Below are 21293 nucleotides of genomic sequence, written 5' to 3' on the forward strand. Positions count from 1 at the left end.
CAGCTGGCGCAGCGGCGCTCCGCCGGGGCCGGCGTTGAGGTCGCCGCCGAAGACGGTGGGCCGCGGGTCCTTGGCGAGCTGTCGGACGCTGGCCCTGGCCTGCGCGACCCGGGCCAGGGTCGAGCCGTGGTCGAAGTGCGTCGAGTACACGCTGACCTCGGTGCCCTCGACGTTCAGCACGGCATGGAGCAGGCCGCGCTGCTCCCGGCCGCCGGCCCGCGGAAGCAGGATGTTCTGCCAGTCGACGACCTCGTACGTCGACAGGATCGCGTTCCCGATCGGTCCGGTACCCCGACTGGAGTGGTTGCCGCCGTACACCCACGTCATCCCGGTCGCCTTGCCGAGCACCGCTGCCTGGCGCTGGAAGCCGCTGCGCGCCCGGCCGTCGTCGACCTCCTGGAGCAGGACCACGTCCGGTTTCCAGGCGCTGATCTCCCGCGCGATCCGGGCGAGGTCGACCCGCTCGCCGGGCCCACGTGCGCCGTGCATGTTGAAGCTCAGCACCGTGATCGGGTGCGTGAGCGCGATATCGGGACACAGCGACGAGGGGATGTCGGTGGGCACCGGCGGCAGCAGGCTCTCGTCCGCGCTGGGGGTGTAGTCCGACGGGGGCGCGGAGCGGACTGTGGTCGCGCCGCTGACCAGCGGAGCCGGCTTCGGGGGGCCCTGCGCGTCCTGGAGCACGAACACGATTGCCACCACGATGAGGACGACGACCGCGGCCGCCACCGTGGCGACCTGGGCACCAGGGCTCGCCGCCGGAGCGGCCCGGGGCGGCGTCCTCCCCGTCGGCGGGTCCGGCTGCGCGTCCCCGGCGGACGCCTCGGTCGGCTCGCCCGCCCCCTCGTCGCTCACGGACCCATTCAACCGGGTCGGCGAGCGACTCGGGTCCAGATCAGCTCTCGGCCTCCACCTTGATCCGCTCGAGGGTCTGACGCATGCCCTCGCGCAGCTTCCGGGTGAACTCCTCCTGGCCGCCGAGAGCGACGTTGACCAGCCTGGTCGAGATCTCGGAGACGCCGTCGGGTGCCTCGCGGCGCTGGACGACCCTGGTGCCGCCTGTGTCGGTCGGCTCGAGCCGGAACGACCAGACCGTCTTGTTCTCCTTGATCCGGAACGCGATCTCGCGCTCGGGCACGAAGCGGACGACCTTGCCGTTGGTCGGCCAGAACAACAGCTTGTCGCGGTTGACGTTGGTGAACCTCGCGCCCTCCCTGACGGCGCCGCCCTTCACCTTCGACCGGACCACCTGTGGGCTCCAGCGCGCCATCGCGGGGATGTCGGAGACCAGCGACCACACCTTGGCGGGCGGAGCGGCGATCTCGATGGAGTCCTCGAGGAGGTAGTCCTGCGTCTCGGTCATGGTGGAACCCTTCGGACGGCGGCGTCGGATCCCCGGACGCTACCGGCAAGTAGCAGACCGGCGGTATGTGACCGTCGCCACTTCGCCGGTCAGGACCGGGCGGCCCACCACTCCCGGAGCACCGTCGTGGCCTGCTCCTCCGACATCGGTCCGTGGTCGAGGCGCTGCTCGAGGAGGTACTTGTAGGCCTCGCCCACCTCGCGGCCCGGCGGGATGCCCAGGATCTCCATGATCTGGTTCCCGTCGAGGTCGGGGCGGATGGAGGCGAGCTCCTCCTCCTCGGACAGCCGCTCGATCCGGGCCTCGAGCTCGTCGTAGGTACGACGGAGCCGCTCGGCCTTCTTGCGGTTCCGGGTCGTGCAGTCGGCTCGGGTCAGCACGTGGAGACGTTCCAGCTCCTCGCCGGCGTCACGGACGTAACGCCGCACCGCCGCGTCGGTCCACTCGCCGGACCCGTAGCCGTGGAACCGCAGGTGCAGCTCGACCAGCTTGCTGACTGCCTCGATCTGGCCGCCCGAGAACCGCAGCGCCTGCATCCGCTTGCGGGTGAGCTTCGCGCCGACCACGTCGTGGTGGTGGAAGGTCACGGTGCCGTCGCCCTGGAACCTACGGGTGCGCGGCTTGCCCACGTCGTGCATCAGGGCGGCGAACCGGGAGACGAAGTCGGGCGCCTCGACGCCACCGCGCTCGGCCAGCCGGGGCTCCAGGTCGATCGCCTGCTCCAGCACCGTCAGGGTGTGCTCGTAGACGTCCTTGTGGCGGTGGTGCTCGTCCCGCTCCAGCTTCAGCGCCGGCAGCTCCGGCAGGACGTGGTCGGCGAGCCCGGTCTCCACCAGCAGGGTCAAACCGAGCCGGGGGAAGGGCGCGCAGATCAGCTTGACCAGCTCGTCGCGGACCCGCTCCGCGGAGACGATCGCGATCCGGTCGGCCATTCCGGTCATCGCGCGAACCACGTCGCGGTCCACCGTGAAACCGAGCTGCGCGGCGAACCGAGCGGCTCGCATCATCCGCAGCGGGTCGTCGGAGAAGGAGTCCTCGGGCCTGCCTGGCGTGCGCAGCACTCGATGGGCGAGATCCATCACGCCGCCGTACGGGTCGACGATCTCGCGCCCCGGGACCCGCACCGCCATCGCGTTCACTGTGAAGTCGCGTCGCCCCAGGTCGCCGACCAGCGTGTCGCCGTAGCTCACCTCGGGCTTGCGGCTGTCGGGGTTGTAGGCGTCGGACCGGTAGGTGGTCACCTCGACCACCCAGTCGCCCTTGCGGCAGCCGATGGTTCCGAACTGACGGCCCATGTCCCACCACGCGTCACCCCATGCGCGAAGGATCTTCTCGGTCACCTCCGGAGCAGCGGACGTGGCGAAGTCGAGGTCGTTCGAGCGACGGCCCAGCATCGCGTCCCGGACCGGGCCCCCGACCAGGGCGAGCTCGTGGCCGGCCTTCTCGAACAGGCCGCCCAGTACGTCGACCACCGGGGCGATCCGGTCCAGCTCCGCGGTCACCGCGCGCTGCACGTCGACCAGCCGAAGTGGCTCGCCCGGCGCCGGCAGGTCCGGGAGGCTCGCGGGCGGGTCGGTCACGGCGGTCGAGTCTAGGGCGTGGGTCCCGCACCCACGCCCTGGGGCGCAGTGACGCCGACCCCGCTCGGGAGCGGGTCCGCAGGTTCACAGGTGTCGCCACTACCCTCGGAGCGTGGTCCACCGCCCGTCATTCCTGCCTGCCCTCGCGGGTGTGGTGACGAGCGTGGTGCTGACCGGCGTCGTCCTGGGCGGCCCCGCGGCGGGCTCCCCGGACGCCGAGCCGGTCGGACAGCGGGCCTCGGCGGTCGCGGCGCAGGGCTCCGCCGACGCCGGTGCACCGCGGAGTCGACAGGCGCCGGACGAGGAGTACGACGCCCCGCTGCACATCACGATCGACGAGCTGACGCCCGGGGCACTGCCCCGGCGCGGACCGCTCGTCGTGCGCGGCACCGTCACCAACGCCGACCTCGACGGCTGGCAGGGGATCAGTCTCTACCCGATGATCAACGGCGCCCACTGCACCGGCTGCGCCGCCGTGATGACGACCTCCGCGGAGCTGAAGGTCGCCGCTGAGAGCGATCCGGAGAGCCCGGTGGGTGAGCGGATCTGCACCTCGATCACCGCCGCCTGCTCGGGCGTGGTCCAGACCATCCAGTCCCTGGCGCCCGGCGCGACGGCCCGCTACACGATGAAGATCCCCCAGGCCGTGCTCCGCGCAGAGCTGCCGAAGCCGACGGCCGGCGTCTACTGGTTCGGCGTGCACGCCTCCGGCGAGAGCGCCTCGACACCACGCGACCACCTGGCCGACGGCCGGGCGCGGACCTTCCTGCCCTACGTACCTGAGCGCTCCGCCGAGGTCGTCGACACCGCGGTCGTGCTGCCGCTCCGCGGCCGGATCGCCTACACGGCCGACGGGCAGCTGGGCCGCACCGCCCGCTGGCAGCGAGCGCTCTCATCCTCCGGCGACCTCGGTGGCCCACTTGCCTTCGGTGCTGCCAGCGGTGACCAGCCGGTCACCTGGCTGGTCGACCCGGCGCTGCCCGACGCCGTCCGGCACCTCGCACGCGGCAACACCCCCCGCGAGATCGAGGCGGTCCCCCAGGAGCCTGACGAGCCCAGCCCGACCGAGGACGACACCGGTACCGGGGATGACGACAGCGCGGGTGCCGCCGCCGACGACGGCGCGGAGCCGGCCGACGGAGGTCCGCTGGCCCGCGCGGCGGACAGCTGGCTGCGACGGGCCGAGGTCGTGCTGGGCAGCGACCGCGTCGCGACGCTGCCCTACGGCGACCCGGACGTCGCCGCCGCGGCGACCAGCCTCCCTGACCTCTACGACACCGCCCGCGAGCACCCCGGCAGCGTCCTCACCGCCTGGAACGTGAAGGGCACCCCGGTCGTCGCCCCGCCCACCGGCTACCTCGACCAGACCGGCATCGAGAGCGTGTCGGACGGCGCGGTCGTGGTGCTCGGCGACCAGATGTTCCCCGAGGAGGCCTACCCCACCGGCCCGCCCGCCACCGGGATGGTGGACGACCACCCGGTGGTCGTCAGCACGACCGGCGCTGCCGAGGGCGGACCCGGGCCGGACTCTCGGCTCTCCCCGGTCGCCCTGCGCCAGCGGATCCTCAGCGAGGCCGCCGTCCGCCTGTCGCGGTCCGGCGGCGACGCCGCACCGCAGCCGCTCGTGGTGCTGCTGCCGACCAGCGTCGCCCCCGCCGGCGCCTCCGAGTTCTGGCAGGGACTCGACGTCAGCTGGCTCCGCCTCACCGACCTCGACGCCGTGGCCGACCAGGCCGACGGGGTGCTCGGCGGCGAGGGCGCCGAGGCCCGGCAGATCGACCCCGCCACCCTGGACTACCCCGAGGACCAGGAGCTGCTCGAGGTCGACAGCAGCGTCCTGGTGGAGCTGGGCCGCCTGGTCCGCGCCTCCCGATCGCTGCAGAGCATCCTCGGCGACCAGTACCGCATCGCCGGCCAGCTCCTCGACGAGGCGCTCACGGGGGCGTCGTACTCGCTCCGCGCGGATCCGCGGGCCGGGCTCCGGCTGGCCCGCACCCGCGGCTGGGTCGAGGACCAGCTGGCACAGCTCAGCGTCGACGCTCCGCGCGGCGTCACGCTCTCGGGCACGTCCGGCAGCTTCAACGTCGCGGTCCGCAACACCCTCGACTACCCGGTGTCCGTCCGCATCGAGGCGACCACCGACCAGGGCGCCGAGATCGGCGTCGCCAACCCGATCGTGCTGGCCGCCAACAGCCGGTCCTCGGTACCGATCGAGGCGACCATGACGAGCGCGGGAGTCCACAACGTGACCCTCCGGCTCACCGACCTGGAGGGCAACCCGATCGGCGCCGACGACGAGCTGCCGATCCGGTCCGGCCAGGTGGGCGTCGTGATCTGGGCGATCATCGGGACGGGCGTCGGCATCCTGTTCGTGGCGATCGGAATCCGGCTGTTCCGCCGGATCCGCGCGCACCGACACGGTGGCGAGGAGTCCGGTGACGCCGGCGACGGCACCGCGGGGGACGGGGCCCGGTCGGCGGAGACCGAGGACGCGGGGGCTCCGTGAGCGCGGACCCGGGAGCTGCCTCGACCGATCAGAAGCGAATCCTGGCCAGCACCGCGGTGATGGCAGCGGGCACCGTCGTCTCGCGGTTCAGCGGCTTCATCCGCTCCACGCTGCTCGCCGCCGCGCTCGGCATCTCGCTGCACGCCGACCTCTTCACCGTCGCCAACACCGTCCCGAACATGCTCTACATCCTCCTCGTCGGAGGCGTCTTCAACGCGGTCCTGGTGCCCCAGCTGATCAGGTCGATGAAGAACGACGCGGACGGCGGCGCGGCCTACCTCGACCGTGTCGTCACCCTCGCCGTGTGCTTCCTGGCGCTGGTCACCGTGCTGCTGGTGGTGGCTGCGCCGTGGGTGATGCAGGTGGTGCTCAGCTCCGAGTTCGACGACCCCGCGCTCGCCGAGCAGCGGCAGTCGGCGATCGACTTCGCCCGGTTCTGCCTGCCGCAGGTCTTCTTCTACGGGATGTTCGTGCTGGTCGGCCAGATCCTCAACGCCCGCGGCCGGTTCGGCCCGATGATGTGGGCGCCGATCGCCAACAACGTCATCTCGGTCGGGGTGCTGGTCGCCTATCTGCTGACCTTCGGCCCGGCGACCGACGCGGAGGAGTTCGGTCCGTTCACCCCGGGCCAGGAGGCCCTGCTGGGCATCGGCTCGACCGTCGGCATCGCGGCGCAGCTGCTGATCCTGGTGCCCTACCTGCGCGCCGCGGGCGTTCGCTACCGGCCACGCTTCGACTTCCGTGGTGTCGGTCTCGGGCACACCATGCGGCTCGCGATCTGGACCGTGCTGTTCGTGATCGTCAACCAGGTGGCCTACGTCGTGGTCGTGCGGATCGCCTCCGGCGGCACCGCGTCCGCCGGTGACGGCACCGGCATCACGATCTACTCCAGCGCAATGCTCGCGGTGATGGTGCCGCACTCCATCATCACCGTCTCGCTGGCGACGGCGATCCTGCCTCGGCTCTCGGCGTCCGCGGCCGCGAACGACCTGCGTGGACTCGCGCACACGCTCGGCAGCACGATCCGAACGGCACTGGCCGTCGTCGTACCGTTCGCCGCGCTGTTGCCGGTCATCGCCCTGCCGCTGGCGCAGGTGCTGTGGGGCCACGGCGCGACGGCGGACGTCTACCAGCGGTTCGAGCCGACGATGGCGCTGTTCGGCGTCGGCGTCGTCGTATTCACCGTGCACTACTTGGTGCTGCGCGGGTTCTACGCGCTCGAGCTCAACCGCACCGTCTTCTTCGTCCAGTGCGCCATCGCCGGCGTCAACATCACGCTGGCCACGGTCCTGGCCGCGCAGGTCGAACCGAACGACATCTCGCCGATGCTGGTGGTCGCCTACTCGGGTGCCTACGCGGTCGGGGCGACGATCTCGGCCACGCTGCTCGCCCGCAGGCTGCGGGCCGCCGGTGCCACCGGCGGCGCGCGGACCTGGGCCGGCTTCGTGCTGCGGCTCGTCGTGGCGGCGGCGGTGGGGTGGGCGATGGCGTCGTTCCTCGACCTGGTCGTCACCGACACCATCGCCGAGCTCACCGACGAACCGGCCTGGCCCTGGGCCGCCATGCGGGTCGCCATCGTCAGCGCCGGCGCCGCTGGTGCTTACCTTGCGGTGGCCCGGCTGCTGCGGATCACCGAGGTCACGTCCGTCATCGGCACGATCACCGCGAGGCTCCGACGAGGGTGACGCCGTCGGCCTACGATGGCAGCGAACCAGAGAGGACTGGGGTGGGGACGTCGACGCGGCCGGGGGACGTGATGGCCGGCCGGTACCGGTTGATCGACCTGCTGAGCGAGAGCGGCGGCGGGCGATTCTGGCGTGCCCGCGACGCGATCCTCGAGCGCTTCGTCGCCCTGCACGTGATCCCGGAGGACGACCCGCGTGCTCCGTTGCTCGTCGAGGCGGCGCGGACCTCCGCGACGGTGCTCGACTCGCGCATCCTGCGGGTCCTCGACGCCGCCACTGAGGACGGTCGCTGCTTCGTCGTCAACGAGTGGGGCACCGGGATCTCGCTCGACATCCTGGTCACCCATGCGGGGCCCCTCGGTCCGCGGCGTGCAGCATGGCTGGTCGCGGACGTGGCCGGCGCGATCACGACGGCGCATGCGGCCGGCGTCGCCCACGGCCGGCTCAATCCCGAGAACGTGCTCATCGACTCGTTCGGCTCCGTGCGGCTGATCGGCCTGTGCGTCGACGCCGCCCTCCACGGGCTGCCGCCGGGCGACATCGACAACGACGTCGAGGACCTCGGCGGACTGCTCTACTGCGCGCTGACCGGCACCTGGCCGGGACCGTCCGGCTCGATCGTGCCCGCGGCCCCGAGGGAGAACGACGAGTTCCTCAGCCCGCGTCAGGTGCGGGCCGGCGTGCCGAAGCCGCTCGACGCGCTGTGGCGGGAGTTCGACTGCACCGGCAACCACGGCCGACGACGCTGGCGCGACTCGGACCACCCCGACGTCAGCTCGGCCCGAGCGGTCGCCGCCGAGCTGCTGGCATTCGTCGGAGATCCCACTGGGATGCCCGAGGCGCTCGCCCAGTCCATCCCGCCGATCAACGTGCTGCGTCCCGTCTGGCTGCCGGCCGTGGCCGACCCGCTGCCCCATGACGACGGGTCCCGCGACGACCTGCCGGTCGTCACGCCGGGCGGTGGGGGCGGCGGGACGAGCGTCCCTGACGACACTGACGTCCCTGACGACACTGGCGACACTGACGACACTGACGACGCCGACACCGACCAGCAGGAGGCGGTGACCACGACCTCGGTCCACGGCAGCGCGGAGCCCGGGACGGACTCGAACGACCCGCCGATCCCGCTGGTCGCCGAGCTTCCGACGGAGCCGGGGATGCCGGTGTTCGGCGACGACGAGGACGTCGCGTGGCTGCGCACCCGCAGCACGCCGCCCCCGCCGCCGCCGCCGTTCGAGGACCCACCGGAACGCGAGCTGTTCGCGCCGGATCCCCCGGACGGGAGCCCGGTACGACGTCCCCGGCCCGGCGTCGTACCCCCCGAGGAGCCGCGTTCGTTCGCCGACGCCCTCGGGTCGTCGAGCGGGGCGCCGAACGGCTTCTGGCCCTGGGACACCGACCCCGGCAGCCTGACGGACGACACCGGCAGCAGCGAGGCGGTCCCGGGGCGGAGCTGGCTCCGCCTGGCGATGGCCGTCGCCCTGGCCCTCCTGCTGCTGATGGCCGTCGCGGTCGCGTTCAACCTCGGCCGCGGGCGCACCGTGCTCGGCGGCCAGCCGGATCCCGACCCGACAACCAGTCCGTCCGCCTCCCCGGCGGTCCAGGCCGCCGTGCTGCGCGGCGTGACGGCGACCGACTTCGACCCGCTCGGCGACGGGGAGGAGCACCGCGGCGAGGTCGGCAACCTCGTCGACGGCGACCCGGCCACCTCGTGGAGCACCCAGACCTACCTCGACCAGCTCGGCCCCCCGCCTGGGCTCAAGACCGGCGTCGGTCTGATCCTGGACCTCGGCGAGCCGCGGGAGGTCAGCGCGGTCGAGGTGAGGGCCGGCGAGGGCAGGACCGCGCTCGTCCTCTATGTGGTCGACGCGGCACCGACCGCGGCACCGACCGGCACCCCCGTCGCCACGGCGGACGGCAGCGGACGGCTCGCCCTGGTGCCCGAAGCGTCGGGCGGCGACCCGGCGTCCGTGGTGGGCCGCTACCTTGTGCTCTGGTTGACGTCCCTGCCGGAAGTCGCAGGTGACTTCCGCGCCGAGCTGTCGGAGGTGGTGGTTCGTGGGCGTTGAGAGGCACCCCCCCTCCGGCCTCTCCGACCCGGAGCTGCTCGCCGCCCACGTGGCAGGCGACGCCGAGGCGTTCGGGACCCTGTTCCAACGGCACCGCGATCGGCTCTGGGCGGTCGCGCTGCGGACCTGCAGCGATCCCGAGACCGCCGCCGACGGCCTCCAGGACGGCCTGATCGCGGCCTTCCGCCGCGCCGAGTCCTTCCGCGGTGACGCGGCCGTGACCACCTGGCTGCATCGGATCGTCGTCAACGCCTGCCTCGACCGCCTGCGCTCGCAGAAGGTGCGCCGCGCGGACCCGCTCCCCGAGGACATCGACGAGCCCGACCGGCGCGCGCGTGAGACGGCTGCGCGCCCCGGCGAGGCCTCCGACCCTGCTGAGCACGGGCTGGTCCTCGAACGACGCCGGCAGGTGCGGGCCGCGCTCGCCGCCCTGCCCATCGAGCAGCGGGCCGCGGTCGTGCTCGTCGACATGGAGGGCTACTCGGTCGCGGAGGTCGCGCAGATCCTGGACTGCGCCGAGGGCACGGTGAAGAGCCGGTGCTCGCGGGGTCGCGCGCGGCTCGCCGTACTGCTCCGGGAGGTGCTTGCCGACGACGTCCCGCCGCCTCGGCTGCCCGCGAACGAGCGGAACCCCGGTGCGGAGCCGGACGTCGGACCCCTGTCCGCCCGCGGACCGCCACCGGCGGCCACCACCCCGGCCGCCGACTGAGCACACTCGAAACCCAGGATCCTGATGACCGACAGCCCCGAGCACGACCCGCCGCTCACCCCCTCGCAGGAGGCGGCCGTCCGGCGTGCGCTCGCGGAGGCCGGCGGCCCCGAGCCACTGCCCGACGACGTCGCCGACCGTCTCGACAAGGTGATCGCCGGACTCGCCGCCGAGCGTGCCGGGTCCGCGACGGTCGTCGCGGAGTCGATGCACCCGGAGAGCCGTGGCGTCATCGTGCCGCTCGACCCTGCCGCTCGGCGCCGTCGTGCCCGAGTGCGGGTCCTGCTCGCGGGCGCGGCAGCCGTCGTGGCCGTCGCTGCCGGTGCCGGGATCCTGCGGGACAGCGACACGGCTGACATGAGCACCGCCGGCGACAGCGGGCTGGCGCGCAGCGACGACGCCGCGGAGAAGGGCGAGACCCTCAACGGCTCGCGAGGTGAGGCGGCCGAGGAGCCGACCGCTGCCACGCCGGAGGACCAACGCGGTGCGGAGGGTCCCGAGGGCTACGAGGGGACCGCGCCCGAGAGGCTCCTGACCGACGAGCCGCTGCGCAAGGTCCGCGCCAACCGCCTGCGGGCCGACCTCGTCGCGATCCAGCACGCGAGCCTGCCGCACCCCGCGACCGCCGACTACAGCCGGACCACGCTCACCGCGCCGGCCAGCTTCATGTGCGAGGACGCCGACTACGGCCGCGGCTACCTCGTCGGGGTCGAGTACGACGCCCGACCGGCCCTGGTCGCCTTCCGCAAGCCCGTCGGATCCACTCAGGTGGCCGAGGTCCTCGTGTGCGGCACCGGTGACGTGCTCCACTCCACCACCCTGAGGGCGCTCGACTGAGCCGGTGCTCGCCCGGCCCCGACGTCCGGTGTGACCGAGTCGGCTGCAGGTCGGGAATCGGGCGGCCTACGATCGGGTTTCCGTAAGTACGCTGCAGTCCCGCACTGCGTCCACCAGCCTGGGAGTCCCATGTCCGAGTCCGCCGCGGCCACCACCGCGCCCCGCAACGTGATCATCATCGGGTCCGGCCCGGCCGGCTACACCGCGGCGATCTACAACGCCCGGGCCGCGCTGGAGCCCCTGGTCTTCGAGGGGTCCGTCACCGCCGGCGGTGCGTTGATGACCACCACCGAAGTGGAGAACTTCCCCGGGTTCCGCAACGGCATCCAGGGTCCGGACCTGATGGACGAGATGCGGGCGCAGGCCGAGCGGTTCGGCGCCGAGATCATCTCCGACGACATCGTCGAGGTCGACCTGACCGGTCCGGTCAAGGTGGTGAAGACCGCCACCGACACCTACACCGCCCGGTCGGTCGTCCTCGCGACCGGATCCGGCTACCGCAAGCTCGGCCTCCCCAACGAGGAGCGGCTCTCCGGCCGTGGCGTCTCCTACTGCGCCACCTGCGACGGGTTCTTCTTCCGCGAGCAGCACATCGCGGTCGTCGGCGGCGGCGACTCGGCGGTCGAGGAGGCCACGTTCCTCACCCGGTTCGGCTCGAAGGTGTCGCTGATCGTCCGCCGCGACGAGATGCGCGCCTCGAAGATCATGCAGGAGCGGGCCTTCGCCGACCCGAAGCTCGAGATCATCTGGAACTCCGTGGTGGACTCGATCAACGGCGAGGAGAGCCTCGAGTCGGTGACGCTGCGCGACACCGTCACCGGAGGCACGTCCGTGCTGCCGGCGACCGGGCTGTTCGTCGCGATCGGCCACGAGCCGCGCTCGGAGCTCCTGGTGGGCCAGGTCGACCTCGACGACAACGGCTACGTGCTCGTGCAGCCCGGCTCCACCGCGACCAACCTGCCCGGCGTGTTCGCCTCGGGGGACCTGGTCGACCACCGCTACCGCCAGGCGATCACGGCCGCCGGGAGCGGGTGCGCCGCGGCCCTCGACGCCGAGCGGTTCATCGCCGAGCTCGACCACGCGGCGGCGACGGCCTCCGCGCCCTCGGTCAACGCCTGACCCCTCGCGCGGCGGGAATGTCCCGACCGGGTCGTGGGTTCTGCTCCTAGACGTTTCGTTCACATACCAACCGAAGGATGGCCACCGTGGCTGACAACATCTCCGCCGTCACCGACGCCGAGTTCGAGGCGCAGGTCCTCAAGTCCGACAAGCCCGTCCTCGTCGACTTCTGGGCGGAGTGGTGCGGCCCCTGCCGTCAGGTCGCCCCGATCCTCGACGAGATCGCGGGCGCGCACGGCGACAAGGTGACCTTCTACAAGATGAACGTCGACGAGAACCCGGTCACCCCGGCGTCGTACCGCGTCACGGGCATTCCGACGATCAACGTCTACCACGGCGGCGAGGTCGTCAAGACCATCGTCGGCGCCCGCCCGAAGGCTGCGATCCTCAACGAGCTCAGCGAGTTCATCGGCTCCTGATCAGCCGCGGCAGCCCCTGACGGTCCACCCGTCAGGGGTTGTCGGCTTTTCGGGCCGCGGGGGTCGGCTTCCGGGCCGGACGTCGGACGGCGCCGACCAGCCGCTCCCACGCCGCCTCCACCTCGTCGCGCCAGGTGACGAGCGATCGCAGCTCCATCCGCATCCGCGGGGTGCTCGGGTGCGCTCGGTGGGTCTTGAACCCCACCCGCGCCAGGAACTCGGCGGGTACGACGCAGCCGGCGCCCGGCGCTCTCGTCACCGCTCCGAGGTCCGTGATCGCGAAGGCCTCGACCGCCCGGATCCCGTCGCGGCCGACCAGGTCGCGCGCCATCCCCTGGACGAGCAGTCGGCCGAGCCCCCCGCCGGTGTGCTGGGGATGGATCCAGGCAGTCGTGAGCAGCACGGCGTCGGGGGAGACCGGCGCGGTCGGGAAGGCCGCCACGCCGGGGACGAACGCGGCCGGCGCGTAGGTCAGGTAGCCGACCGGTCGACCCTCGACGATCACCACCCGCCCGCAGGACCCCCACTCGCGGAGCACCTCCGAGACCCACGCCTCCTTCTCCCGGACGCGCTCGTCGGGGTCGAGCCGGTCGCGGTGCACGGGATCGCGCTCCCAGAACAGGCACGAGCGACAGGGCGCGGCGAGCGCCTCGAGGTGGTCCAGCGTCAGCGGCACGGTCGAGCGGGCCATCGCAAGCCTCCGGTGTGGTCTCCTGTCCGATCGTAGGTCTGAAACTCGATGGCGGGCACCTGCGAGAATGGCTCGGTGCGCAAAATCCGCCAGAGCAAGAAGCTTCGCAATGTCCGGTACGACGTCCGTGGACCGATCCTCGTCGAGGCGCATCGCCTGGAGGCCGAGGGACACCGGATCCTGAAGCTGAACATCGGCAACCCGGCCCCGTTCGGCTTCGAGGCTCCCGAGGCGATCCTGGCCGACGTGATCCACCACCTGCCGGAGGCGCAGGGCTACAGCGACTCCCGCGGGATCTACTCGGCGCGCACCGCCGTGGCGCAGTACTACCAGTCCCGTGGCCTCAAGGAGGTCGAGGTCGAGGACGTCTTCATCGGCAACGGCGTCTCGGAGCTGATCTCGATGGTGCTGCAGGCGTTCGTCGACGATGGCAACGAGGTGCTGGTGCCGGCCCCGGACTACCCGCTGTGGACCGGCGCCGTCTCGCTGTCCGGCGGGACCCCTGTCCACTACCGGTGCGACGAGGCCGACGACTGGATGCCCGACCTCGAGGACATCGAGTCCAAGATCACCGAGAACACCCATGCGCTGGTGATCATCAACCCCAACAACCCCACCGGCGCGGTCTACAGCAAGGAGACGGTGGAGAAGCTGGTCGACATCGCGCGCCGGCACCAGCTCGTGGTGTTCGCCGACGAGATCTACGAGAAGATCCTGTTCGACGACGCCGTGCACCACCACGCCGCAGCCGCAGCGGGCAGCGACGTGCTGTGCCTGACCTTCAGCGGGCTCTCGAAGGCCTACCGGGTCTGCGGCTACCGCGCGGGCTGGGTGATGATCTCCGGCCCCAAGGAGATCGCCGAGGAGTTCCTCGAGGGCCTCACCCTGGTCGCCAACATGCGGATGTGCGCGAACGTCCCGGCCCAGCATGCGATCCAGACGGCGCTGGGCGGCTACCAGTCGATCAACGAGCTGATCGTGCCCGGCGGGCGGTTCTACGAGCAGTCGATGCTCGCCGACCGGCTCCTCAACGAGATCCCGGGCGTCTCCTCCGTGCGCCCGCGCGGCGCGCTCTACTGCTTCCCGAGGCTCGACCCGGAGGTCTACCCGATCGACGACGACGAGCACTTCGTGCTCGAGCTGCTGCGCGCGAAGAAGATCCTGGTCACCCACGGGACCGGCTTCAACTGGCCCGAGCCCGACCACTTCCGACTGGTGACCCTTCCTGACGTGGACGTGCTCGAGGAGGCCATCGGCCGGATCGCGGAGTTCCTCGCCACGAGGCGCTGAGCGGGCCCTGCAAGACTGGTCTCCGACCGCTTCACCGCTCCGAGAGGCCACGATGCTCGACATCACCTACCCGCCCGTCATCGTCACCGCCAAGCTGGCGTTCCGGATCCTGGGTCAGCGGTTCCAGCTCTCGGGGACCGAGAACGTGCCCCGCAAGGGCGGCGCCCTGCTCGCGATCAACCACACCGGCTACGTCGACTTCATCTACGCCGGCCTCGGCGCGCACCCGTCGAAGCGGCTGGTGCGGTTCATGATCAAACGCGAGATGATGGAGAAGCCGGGCGTCGGCCACCTGCTGCGCTCCTTCCACCACATCAGCGTGGACCGCGGAGCGGGCGTGCAGTCGATGCGGGATGCGCTGGAGTACCTCAAGGCCGGCGAGGTGGTGGGCATCTACCCCGAGGCCACGATCTCGCGCTCCTTCGAGATCAAGGACCTCAAGACCGGTGCGGTCCGGATCGCGGCCGAGGCGGGCGTCCCGCTGATCCCGGTGATCGTCTGGGGCTCCCACCGGCTGATGACCAAGGGACACCCCCGGGACTTCTCCCGCTCCCGCAAGACGATCGCCATCAAGGTGGGCGAGCCGATGTACCCGACGGGTGAGAACCCCGCGGCGGAGACGGCCGAGCTGCGGGCAGCGATGGTGAGGATGCTCGACGAGGTGATCGCCGACTACCCGGCCGAGGAGCAGCCTCCCGGCGCCTGGTGGCTCCCCGCGCGGCTCGGCGGCTCGGCGCCCACCCCCGAGGAGGCCAAACGCCTCGAGCGGGAGGAGCGCGCGGCCCGCGCCGCACGGAAGGCCGCCCGTAAGGACGACTGATCGGGCGTCGTACGGCGCCTTGTAGCCTCGCCGGAATGAGACTCAGCTCCGCCCTGGCCGCGGCGACGCTCGCCCTGGCCCTGACCGCCTGCGCCGACTCCGAGCAGCGCACCGAGGACGCCGCGCCCGGGTCGGAGTCGCCGACCTCCGACGCACCCGCGACTCCTACGGACGTCGGCGGGTCGGAGCGGACGTCCTCCGCCGAGCCCTCGATCGGAGCAGAGCCGGCAGACGGCCAGCGGGTCACCACGGCCGCCCTGACGATGCAGCTACCCGCGGAGGCGACCTGGGAGGTGCCTCCGCCGGTCGACCGCGGCGGCGCCAGCCTGACCCAGGCCGCCCACATCGACGGATCGGACCAGTGGCTCGTCGCCGTCCTGGAGGACGAGCCGGCGCTCTCGCGCGAGGAGCTCGCCGCGGGATCGCTGCGGGGCGCGAAGGCCCAGTACCGCCGGGCGAAGCGGGGACCCGAGCGCACCGTCGACGGTGAGCCGGCGTTCGTCATCGAAGCGCAGCGACCGGTCGGCGCGACCGGGGTCCAGGCCGACGACTTCTACTACGAGGTCGGCGTCGCGCTCACCGATCGCTGGGTGACGGTCGGCTTCCGCTCGCCCGAGGACGGCCCGACGAGCCGCGCCTGGATCGAGGCGACGCTCGCCAGCATCAGCTGGCAATGATGTCGCCGAGACGACATATCGGTTTGTCGACTTACCGACTTGTCGACTTATCGACCTGTCGCCACGTCGACAAACCACTTCCCGGTGTGGCCCCAGGGTTCGATGGGGCCCGTGTGACCGGAGGGGCGCTCAGATCGGGCGGTCCGCGCGGTTGCGCGGGTCGATCAGGTCCACGATCCGCTGCAGATCGCCGGTGTTGGCGAACTCGATCGTGATCTTGCCCTTGGACTTCCCGAGGTCGACCTTGACCCGCGTCTCCAGGCGATCGGCCAGCCGGTCGGAGAGCTCGGTCAGGCCGGGCGCCTTGGGACGCGCGCGTGGGGTGCGATGGGTCGCTCCACCCACGTCCCCGACGGCGACGATCTCCTCCAGGCCTCGGACCGAGATGCCCTCGGCGACCACGCGCTGCGCGAGGCGGTCCTGGACCTCGGGCTCAGTCACCGCAAGGAGGGCACGGGCGTGGCCGGCGGACAGCACGCCGGCCGCGACCCGACGCTGAACCGCGGGAGAGAGCTTGAGGAGCCGCAGCGTGTTGCTGATCTGCGGACGGGACCGACCGATCCGCTGCGCCAACTGGTCATGGGTGCAGCCGAAGTCCTCGAGCAGCTGGTTGTAGGCCGCGGCCTCCTCGAGAGGGTTGAGGTCGCTGCGGTGGAGGTTCTCCAGCAGCGCGTCGCGCAGCATGTCGGTGTCGTCGGTCTCGCGGACGATCGCCGGGATGGTGTCCAGGCCGGCCTGCTGCGTGGCGCGCCAGCGCCGCTCGCCCATGACCAGCTCGTAGCTCTCCGGCCCCGTCCTGCGGACCACGACCGGCTGGAGCAGCCCGATCTCCTTGATCGAGTGGACCAGCTCGGCCATCGCCTCCTCGTCGAAGACGGTGCGCGGGTTGACGGCGTTCGGCTTGACCTGCGCGACCGGAATCTCGGCGAAGAAGGCCCCGTCGACCGGCGCCAGAGTCGAATCTTCGATCTGAGGGCCTGAACTCGAGTCGACGGGCTCGGGGTCCGGGAAGGTGCTGGCAGGCGCTCCAGCGGAAAGGTCCGGATCCTGAACGTCTGAGTTGACAGGCGCGGCCGTTGGAATTAGGGATCCGAGGCCGCGCCCGAGCCCGCGTCGGGGTGCACCACCACTCATGCGGGGCCCCTGGTCGCTACGGAGCGAAGCGAGCCTTCGAACGAGGTTGTCATGCCAGGGCCCCTCTCGTGACGATCTCACGCGCCGCTTCCAGATAGCTGAGGGCGCCTGGTGAACCCGGATCGTAGGTCATCACGGTCTGTCCGTAGGAAGGCGCCTCCGAGACCCGCACCGAGCGGGGGATCGCGGTCTTCAGCACCTGGTCGCCGAAGTGCTCCCGCACCTCATGGGCGACGCCGGCGGCCAGACGGGTCCGGGCGTCGTACATCGTCAGCACGATGGTGGAGACCGCGAGGTCCGGGTTCAGGTGCGCACGCACCATGTCGACCGTGGAGAGCAGCTGACCGAGACCCTCGAGCGCGTAGTACTCCGCCTGGATCGGGATCAGCATCTCCGCGCCCGCGACCAGCGCGTTGAGCGTCAGCAGCCCGAGCGAGGGCGGGCAGTCGACGAAGACGTAGTCGAAGCGCTCCTCGCCGACCGTCTCCGCGGATCCGATCCGAGGGTGTGCGTCGATCGCCTTCTTCAGCCGCTGCTCGCGAGCCACGACGCTCACCAGCTCGATCTCGGCGCCGGCCAGGTCGATCGTGGCCGGGACGACCCAGAGGCCGGGAGCGTCCGGACACGGCTGGACGATGTCGGCGATCGCTGCGCCGTCGACCAGGAGCTCGTAGGTCGACGGGGTCCCGCGGTGGTGGTCGATGTTGAGCGCCGTCGACGCATTCCCCTGTGGGTCCAGGTCGATCACCAGGACACGCTGGCCGAGCTGGGTCAGTGCGGCGGCGAGGTTGACCGTGGACGTGGTCTTCCCGACGCCGCCCTTCTGGTTGGCGACCACGAAGACCCGGGTCTCCGACGGTCGGCTGAGCTGCTCCTGGGGGATCCCGGCCCGGACCAGGACCGTAGCCTGCGCCGCCCGAGCGAGGGGAGTGAGGTCGTCCTCGTACGCAGCGGCTCGCTCGGCGAGCTGGGCCGCGGTCAGCGGGCCGGTGGACGCTCGGGGGGTTTCACGTGAAACGTCCGCCGACGGCCCCGGGTCGGTTTCACGTGAAACAGTCGGTGCCTCGCCGTGATGCATGGGTCCCGTCACTTCCGGTGCGGCCTGTGGAGAACTTCGGTCAACCTGTGGATGACCACGCTCAGGGTCGGCCTTCGGACCGGTGGAAAACTCGGAGTCCGGACTCGATGAGTCGCTCACGACTTCCTCCTCTTGTTCCGCGAACCGCCAGGGCGCGACGCCCGAGTGACGCCCCCCTTGCGGGACGGCGGCAACGATACCCGGGCCGGATCGGCCCAGGTGACCCGAACGACCCGGATCGGGTCGACGGCGAGCTCAGGGTCGAGGCCCGCGCCGAGCACCTCGATGCTCGGGGCGGCACAACCCAGCTTCTGACAGTACGACGACGCTGCCGCGATCTCGGCTTCCGCGCTCGCGCCCTTCATCGCCAGCAGCGCGCCCTCCGGCGCGACCAGCGGCATGCACCACGACACCAGTCCGTCCAGGGGCGCCACCGCCCGGGCGGTCACCACGTCGAACCACGCCTTGCCGTGCAGCGCGTCGGCCCGGCCACGCGTCACCGTGACGTTGTCGAGGCCCAGTTCGTCCACCACCTCCTCGAGGAAGGTCGTGCGGCGCAGCAGCGGCTCGATCAGGGTGATGTGCGCGTCGGGACGCGCGAGCGCGAGGACCAGTCCCGGCAGGCCGGCCCCGGACCCCACATCGGCCACCGCGGCGCCCGTCGGGAGCGCGGGAGCCAGCAGCCCGCAGTTGATCAGGTGGCGCTCCCAGAGCCGGGGCGCCTCGCGAGGGCCGATCAGCCCCCGGACCACGCCGTCGGTCGCGAGACGCGCGGCGTACCGGACCACCAGGTCGAGGCGCTCCTCGGGGAACACCGCGGCGGCCGCGGGCGGGGGAGAAGGCGACACCCCCGGGCCGTCCGGACCGGGGTCCGGCGACACCGGGGGCGTGGCCTCGTCGTCTTGTTTCACGTGAAACGTCGACGCGGAGACGATGCTCAGCCGTCCGCGGGCAGCACGACGACGTACCGCCGCGGCTCGACGCCGGCGGACTCCGAACGCAGGCCGGCTGCGGCGACCGCGTCGTGCACGATCTTCCGCTCGAACGGGGACATCGGGTCCAGGGACACAGGCTCGCCCGAGGCAGCCACCTCGGCCGCGGTCTCGGCGCCGAGCTTGGTCAGGCGAGCGCGCTTGTCCGCCCGGTAGCCCGAGATGTCGAGCATCAGCCGGGAGCGGTCGCCGGTCTCCCGGTAGACCGCGAGCCGGGTCAGCTCCTGGAGCGCCTCCAGCACCTTGCCGTCGGGCCCCACCAGCTGGGAGAGGTCGGCGCCGACGATCGACACCGCCGCGCGGTCGGCCTCCACGTCGATGTCGAGGTCGCCGTCGAGGTCGGCGATGTCCAGCAGCTCCTCGAGGTAGTCGGCGGCGATGTCGCCCTCCTGCTCGAGCCGCGCGATCCGCTCGGCGTCACCCTCAGCCGGAGCGTCAGCCTCCGTCGCGTCAGCCTCCGTCGTGGCGTCCTCGGTGGTCGTGGCGTCCTCGGTGGTCGTGGCGTCCTCGGTGGTCAGAGCCTCGGTCTCGCTCACTTCGTGTCTCCCTTGGTGTTGGTAGGCGCACTGGTACTGGTGCCGCCTGAGGTCTTCCTCCGCTGCGAGCGGGTCTGCCGCTTCGGCTGCTGCCGCGCGGCGGCCCGACGCTCGGCTCCGGTCTCGACCGCGGGGACCTCGGCAGCGTCGGCGCCCTCGTGGCCCTTCGCGTGCTTCTCGGGGTGCTTCGCGGCCTTGGCCTTGTCCCGCTCCTCCTTCGCCTTGAACGCGGGCGTCCCGGGCGCGGGGTTGTTGCGGATGACGTAGAACTGCTGGCACATCGTCCACAGGTTCGAGGTGGTCCAGTACAGGAGCACGCCGATCGGGAACGCGACGCCACCCAGGCCGAAGGCGACCGGGAGGATGTAGAGCAGCATCTTCTGCTGCTGGGCGTACGGGCCGGTCATCGCGTCCGCGGGCATGTTCTTGGCCATCAGCTGCCGCTGGGTGAAGAAGGTGGTCGCCGTCATCGCCAGCACCAGGACGAGCGCGACGGCCATGACCAGGCCGTGCGGGTCATCACCCCAGGTGCGCGAGCCCCAGAAGGAGTCCGCCAGCGGGATCTTGCCGAAGACGTCGGACTGGCCGAACTGGCGGGCGCGCTCCGCGTCGAGGAAGCCGTGTGCCTTGTTCTTCTTGGCAGCCTGGTCGAGCAGGCGGAACAGCGCGAAGAAGATCGGCATCTGCAGCAGGATCGGCATGCAGGAGGCGAACGGGTTCGTCCCGGCGTCCTTGTAGAGCTTCATCGTCTCTTCCGCGAGACGCTGCCGGTCGTGGCCGTACTTCTTCTGCAGCTCGCGCACCTTCGGCTGCAGCAGCTGCATGTTGCGGCTGGACTTGATCTGCTTGACGAACAGTGGGATCAGGGCCGCCCGGATGACCAGGGTGAGGCCGATGATCGACAGGGCCCAGGAGAGACCACCGTCGGGGTCCAGTCCGATCCGCGTGAACAGCTCGTGCCATCCGATCAGGACCGCCGAGATGACGTAGTACAGCGGCACCATGATGAAGTGGCCGATGTCACCGAAGATGCCCACTGATCAGGCTCCTTGATCTGGTCGAGTACCGCCGGCGGACGCCGTACGGGTGGAAACAGGGGAGTGGCCGCGGCGCTTGCGCGGGGGGACGTGGTCGACGCCGCCCGGCGACCACGGGTGGCAGCGGAGCAGCCGGCGTACGGCGAGCCAGGTGCCCTTGATCGCGCCATGCACCCGGAGTGCCTCGAGTGCGTAGGCCGAGCAGGACGGGTAGTAGCGACACGTGGGGCCCAGCAACGGGCTGATCAGGAGCTGGTAGCCCCGCACCAGGCCCATCAGCACCCACTTCACGACGCTTCCTCCGTCCCGCCGGTCACCCGTGCCAGACAGCGGTCCAGGTCCGCCGCGAGGTCCGCGTACGACGCCTCGGCGGAGGCCGACTGCGCCCGGACCACCAGCAGCGCGCCGGGGGGCAGCGCGCCGACCCGGCCGCGGACCACGTGCCGGAGCCGGCGCTTCACCCGGTTGCGGACCACCGAGGAGCCGACGGCCTTGCTGACCACGAAGCCCGCTCGCGCGGGAGTCGTACCGGAGCCAGACGTGCCGAGGACCTGCTGCTCGAGGGGGAGCAGCAGGTGGGTGACGACGGTGGGCGACCCGGCGCGGCGCCCCTGGCGACTGGCGGCCCGGAACGCGTCCGGGTCGGTCAGCCGATGGGGGCCGGGAAGCATGGTCAGCCCCACGGGTTCCGCTGGGCGGACGTCAGTCGCTCAGACATGCCGGCAGCGTGGCGGAAGGCGCCACCGGCGAG

Annotated in this window: 21 protein-coding genes; 10 read left to right on the forward strand and 11 right to left on the reverse strand. The window is 71.6% G+C overall.

Going from position 1 to position 21293, the window contains the following annotated elements; translation table 11 throughout:
• The 3 genes from E7Z54_RS15785 to E7Z54_RS15795 all read right to left on the reverse strand — a co-directional run.
• Positions 1-855, reverse strand: an 855-nt coding sequence (locus tag E7Z54_RS15785; protein ID WP_206056289.1) for an endonuclease/exonuclease/phosphatase family protein, incomplete at its 3' end; no start/stop codon positions are given.
• Between the two features lie 40 nt (positions 856-895).
• Positions 896-1363: an SRPBCC family protein gene (locus E7Z54_RS15790; RefSeq protein WP_136435293.1), complete on the reverse strand. Its 468-nt coding sequence runs from the start codon at positions 1361-1363 to the stop codon at positions 896-898.
• 89 nt (positions 1364-1452) lie between these two features.
• Positions 1453-2886: a CCA tRNA nucleotidyltransferase gene (locus tag E7Z54_RS15795; protein WP_136435411.1), complete on the reverse strand. Its 1434-nt coding sequence runs from the start codon at positions 2884-2886 to the stop codon at positions 1453-1455.
• A 169-nt stretch (positions 2887-3055) separates the two neighbouring features.
• On the opposite strand from E7Z54_RS15795, the gene E7Z54_RS15800 reads away from it, so the two are divergent.
• The 7 genes from E7Z54_RS15800 (at position 3056) to trxA (ending at position 12287) form a co-directional block, all read left to right on the forward strand.
• Positions 3056-5449, forward strand: a complete 2394-nt coding sequence (locus E7Z54_RS15800) for a DUF6049 family protein (RefSeq protein WP_136435295.1) — start codon at positions 3056-3058, stop codon at positions 5447-5449.
• On the forward strand, positions 5446-7134 hold the full coding sequence (gene murJ / locus E7Z54_RS15805) for a murein biosynthesis integral membrane protein MurJ (protein ID WP_240769722.1): 1689 nt from the start codon (positions 5446-5448) through the stop codon (positions 7132-7134). The genes E7Z54_RS15800 and murJ overlap by 4 nt, the downstream gene beginning before the upstream one ends.
• A 41-nt stretch (positions 7135-7175) precedes the next feature.
• Positions 7176-9203, forward strand: coding sequence for a protein kinase family protein (locus E7Z54_RS15810; RefSeq protein WP_136435297.1), 2028 nt, complete (start codon positions 7176-7178; stop codon positions 9201-9203).
• Complete coding sequence (sigM, locus tag E7Z54_RS15815) at positions 9193-9912, forward strand: RNA polymerase sigma factor SigM (RefSeq protein WP_136435299.1); 720 nt, start codon at positions 9193-9195, stop codon at positions 9910-9912. Before E7Z54_RS15810 ends, sigM begins: the two co-directional genes overlap by 11 nt.
• A gap of 24 nt (positions 9913-9936) precedes the next feature.
• Positions 9937-10749, forward strand: coding sequence for a hypothetical protein (locus tag E7Z54_RS15820; protein WP_136435301.1), 813 nt, complete (start codon positions 9937-9939; stop codon positions 10747-10749).
• Between the two features lie 129 nt (positions 10750-10878).
• On the forward strand, positions 10879-11868 hold the full coding sequence (trxB, locus tag E7Z54_RS15825; RefSeq protein ID WP_136435303.1) for a thioredoxin-disulfide reductase: 990 nt from the start codon (positions 10879-10881) through the stop codon (positions 11866-11868).
• An 86-nt stretch (positions 11869-11954) separates the two neighbouring features.
• Positions 11955-12287: a thioredoxin gene (trxA, locus tag E7Z54_RS15830; RefSeq protein WP_136435305.1), complete on the forward strand. Its 333-nt coding sequence runs from the start codon at positions 11955-11957 to the stop codon at positions 12285-12287.
• A 31-nt stretch (positions 12288-12318) separates the two neighbouring features.
• Here the strand turns inward: trxA and E7Z54_RS15835 are convergent, their stop codons facing one another.
• Positions 12319-12978, reverse strand: coding sequence for a GNAT family N-acetyltransferase (locus tag E7Z54_RS15835; RefSeq protein WP_136435307.1), 660 nt, complete (start codon positions 12976-12978; stop codon positions 12319-12321).
• A 75-nt stretch (positions 12979-13053) separates the two neighbouring features.
• On the opposite strand from E7Z54_RS15835, the gene E7Z54_RS15840 reads away from it, so the two are divergent.
• From E7Z54_RS15840 to E7Z54_RS15850, 3 genes are read left to right on the forward strand one after another with little or no spacing between them, the layout of a single operon-like run.
• Positions 13054-14268, forward strand: a complete 1215-nt coding sequence (locus tag E7Z54_RS15840; RefSeq protein ID WP_136435309.1) for a pyridoxal phosphate-dependent aminotransferase — start codon at positions 13054-13056, stop codon at positions 14266-14268.
• 52 nt (positions 14269-14320) lie between these two features.
• Positions 14321-15088: a lysophospholipid acyltransferase family protein gene (locus E7Z54_RS15845; RefSeq protein ID WP_136435311.1), complete on the forward strand. Its 768-nt coding sequence runs from the start codon at positions 14321-14323 to the stop codon at positions 15086-15088.
• Between the two features lie 35 nt (positions 15089-15123).
• Positions 15124-15765, forward strand: coding sequence for a hypothetical protein (locus E7Z54_RS15850; protein WP_136435313.1), 642 nt, complete (start codon positions 15124-15126; stop codon positions 15763-15765).
• 129 nt (positions 15766-15894) lie between these two features.
• Here the strand turns inward: E7Z54_RS15850 and E7Z54_RS15855 are convergent, their stop codons facing one another.
• The 7 genes from E7Z54_RS15855 to rnpA all read right to left on the reverse strand — a co-directional run bounded on the left by E7Z54_RS15855 (position 15895) and on the right by rnpA (position 21213).
• Positions 15895-16899 carry a ParB/RepB/Spo0J family partition protein gene (locus tag E7Z54_RS15855; protein WP_136435315.1) on the reverse strand — a complete coding sequence of 335 codons (1005 nt, stop codon included), beginning with the start codon at positions 16897-16899 and terminating at the stop codon, positions 15895-15897.
• 49 nt (positions 16900-16948) lie between these two features.
• Positions 16949-17977, reverse strand: a complete 1029-nt coding sequence (locus E7Z54_RS15860) for a ParA family protein (RefSeq protein ID WP_136435317.1) — start codon at positions 17975-17977, stop codon at positions 16949-16951.
• Positions 17978-18093: 116 nt separating this feature from the next.
• Positions 18094-18888 carry a 16S rRNA (guanine(527)-N(7))-methyltransferase RsmG gene (gene rsmG, locus E7Z54_RS15865; protein WP_346763549.1) on the reverse strand — a complete coding sequence of 265 codons (795 nt, stop codon included), beginning with the start codon at positions 18886-18888 and terminating at the stop codon, positions 18094-18096.
• A 26-nt stretch (positions 18889-18914) separates the two neighbouring features.
• Entirely contained in the window at positions 18915-19505 is a 591-nt protein-coding gene (locus E7Z54_RS15870) for a protein jag (protein WP_378527730.1), read from the reverse strand.
• Complete coding sequence (yidC, locus tag E7Z54_RS15875) at positions 19502-20542, reverse strand: membrane protein insertase YidC (RefSeq protein WP_136435319.1); 1041 nt, start codon at positions 20540-20542, stop codon at positions 19502-19504. Before yidC ends, E7Z54_RS15870 begins: the two co-directional genes overlap by 4 nt.
• Positions 20543-20545: 3 nt before the next feature.
• Entirely contained in the window at positions 20546-20833 is a 288-nt protein-coding gene (gene yidD, locus E7Z54_RS15880) for a membrane protein insertion efficiency factor YidD (RefSeq protein WP_136435320.1), read from the reverse strand.
• On the reverse strand, positions 20830-21213 hold the full coding sequence (gene rnpA / locus E7Z54_RS15885) for a ribonuclease P protein component (RefSeq protein WP_136435322.1): 384 nt from the start codon (positions 21211-21213) through the stop codon (positions 20830-20832). The genes yidD and rnpA overlap by 4 nt, the downstream gene beginning before the upstream one ends.
• Positions 21214-21293: the final 80 nt, after the last annotated feature.

Source organism: Nocardioides sp. (assembly GCF_004803405.1).
Taxonomy (GTDB): domain Bacteria; phylum Actinomycetota; class Actinomycetes; order Propionibacteriales; family Nocardioidaceae; genus Nocardioides; species Nocardioides vastitatis.

Bases quoted from the DNA above. Each gene is read 5' to 3' on its own strand.
- E7Z54_RS15790 (WP_136435293.1), bottom strand. From the start codon at position 1,363: ATGACCGAGACGCAGGACTACCTCCTCGAGGACTCCATCGAGATCGCC.
- E7Z54_RS15820 (WP_136435301.1), top strand. From the start codon at position 9,937: ATGACCGACAGCCCCGAGCACGACCCGCCGCTCACCCCCTCGCAGGAG.
- trxB (WP_136435303.1), top strand. From the start codon at position 10,879: ATGTCCGAGTCCGCCGCGGCCACCACCGCGCCCCGCAACGTGATCATC.
- E7Z54_RS15835 (WP_136435307.1), bottom strand. From the start codon at position 12,978: ATGGCCCGCTCGACCGTGCCGCTGACGCTGGACCACCTCGAGGCGCTC.
- E7Z54_RS15845 (WP_136435311.1), top strand. From the start codon at position 14,321: ATGCTCGACATCACCTACCCGCCCGTCATCGTCACCGCCAAGCTGGCG.
- E7Z54_RS15850 (WP_136435313.1), top strand. From the start codon at position 15,124: ATGAGACTCAGCTCCGCCCTGGCCGCGGCGACGCTCGCCCTGGCCCTG.
- E7Z54_RS15855 (WP_136435315.1), bottom strand. From the start codon at position 16,899: ATGAGTGGTGGTGCACCCCGACGCGGGCTCGGGCGCGGCCTCGGATCC.
- E7Z54_RS15860 (WP_136435317.1), bottom strand. From the start codon at position 17,977: ATGCATCACGGCGAGGCACCGACTGTTTCACGTGAAACCGACCCGGGG.
- rnpA (WP_136435322.1), bottom strand. From the start codon at position 21,213: ATGCTTCCCGGCCCCCATCGGCTGACCGACCCGGACGCGTTCCGGGCC.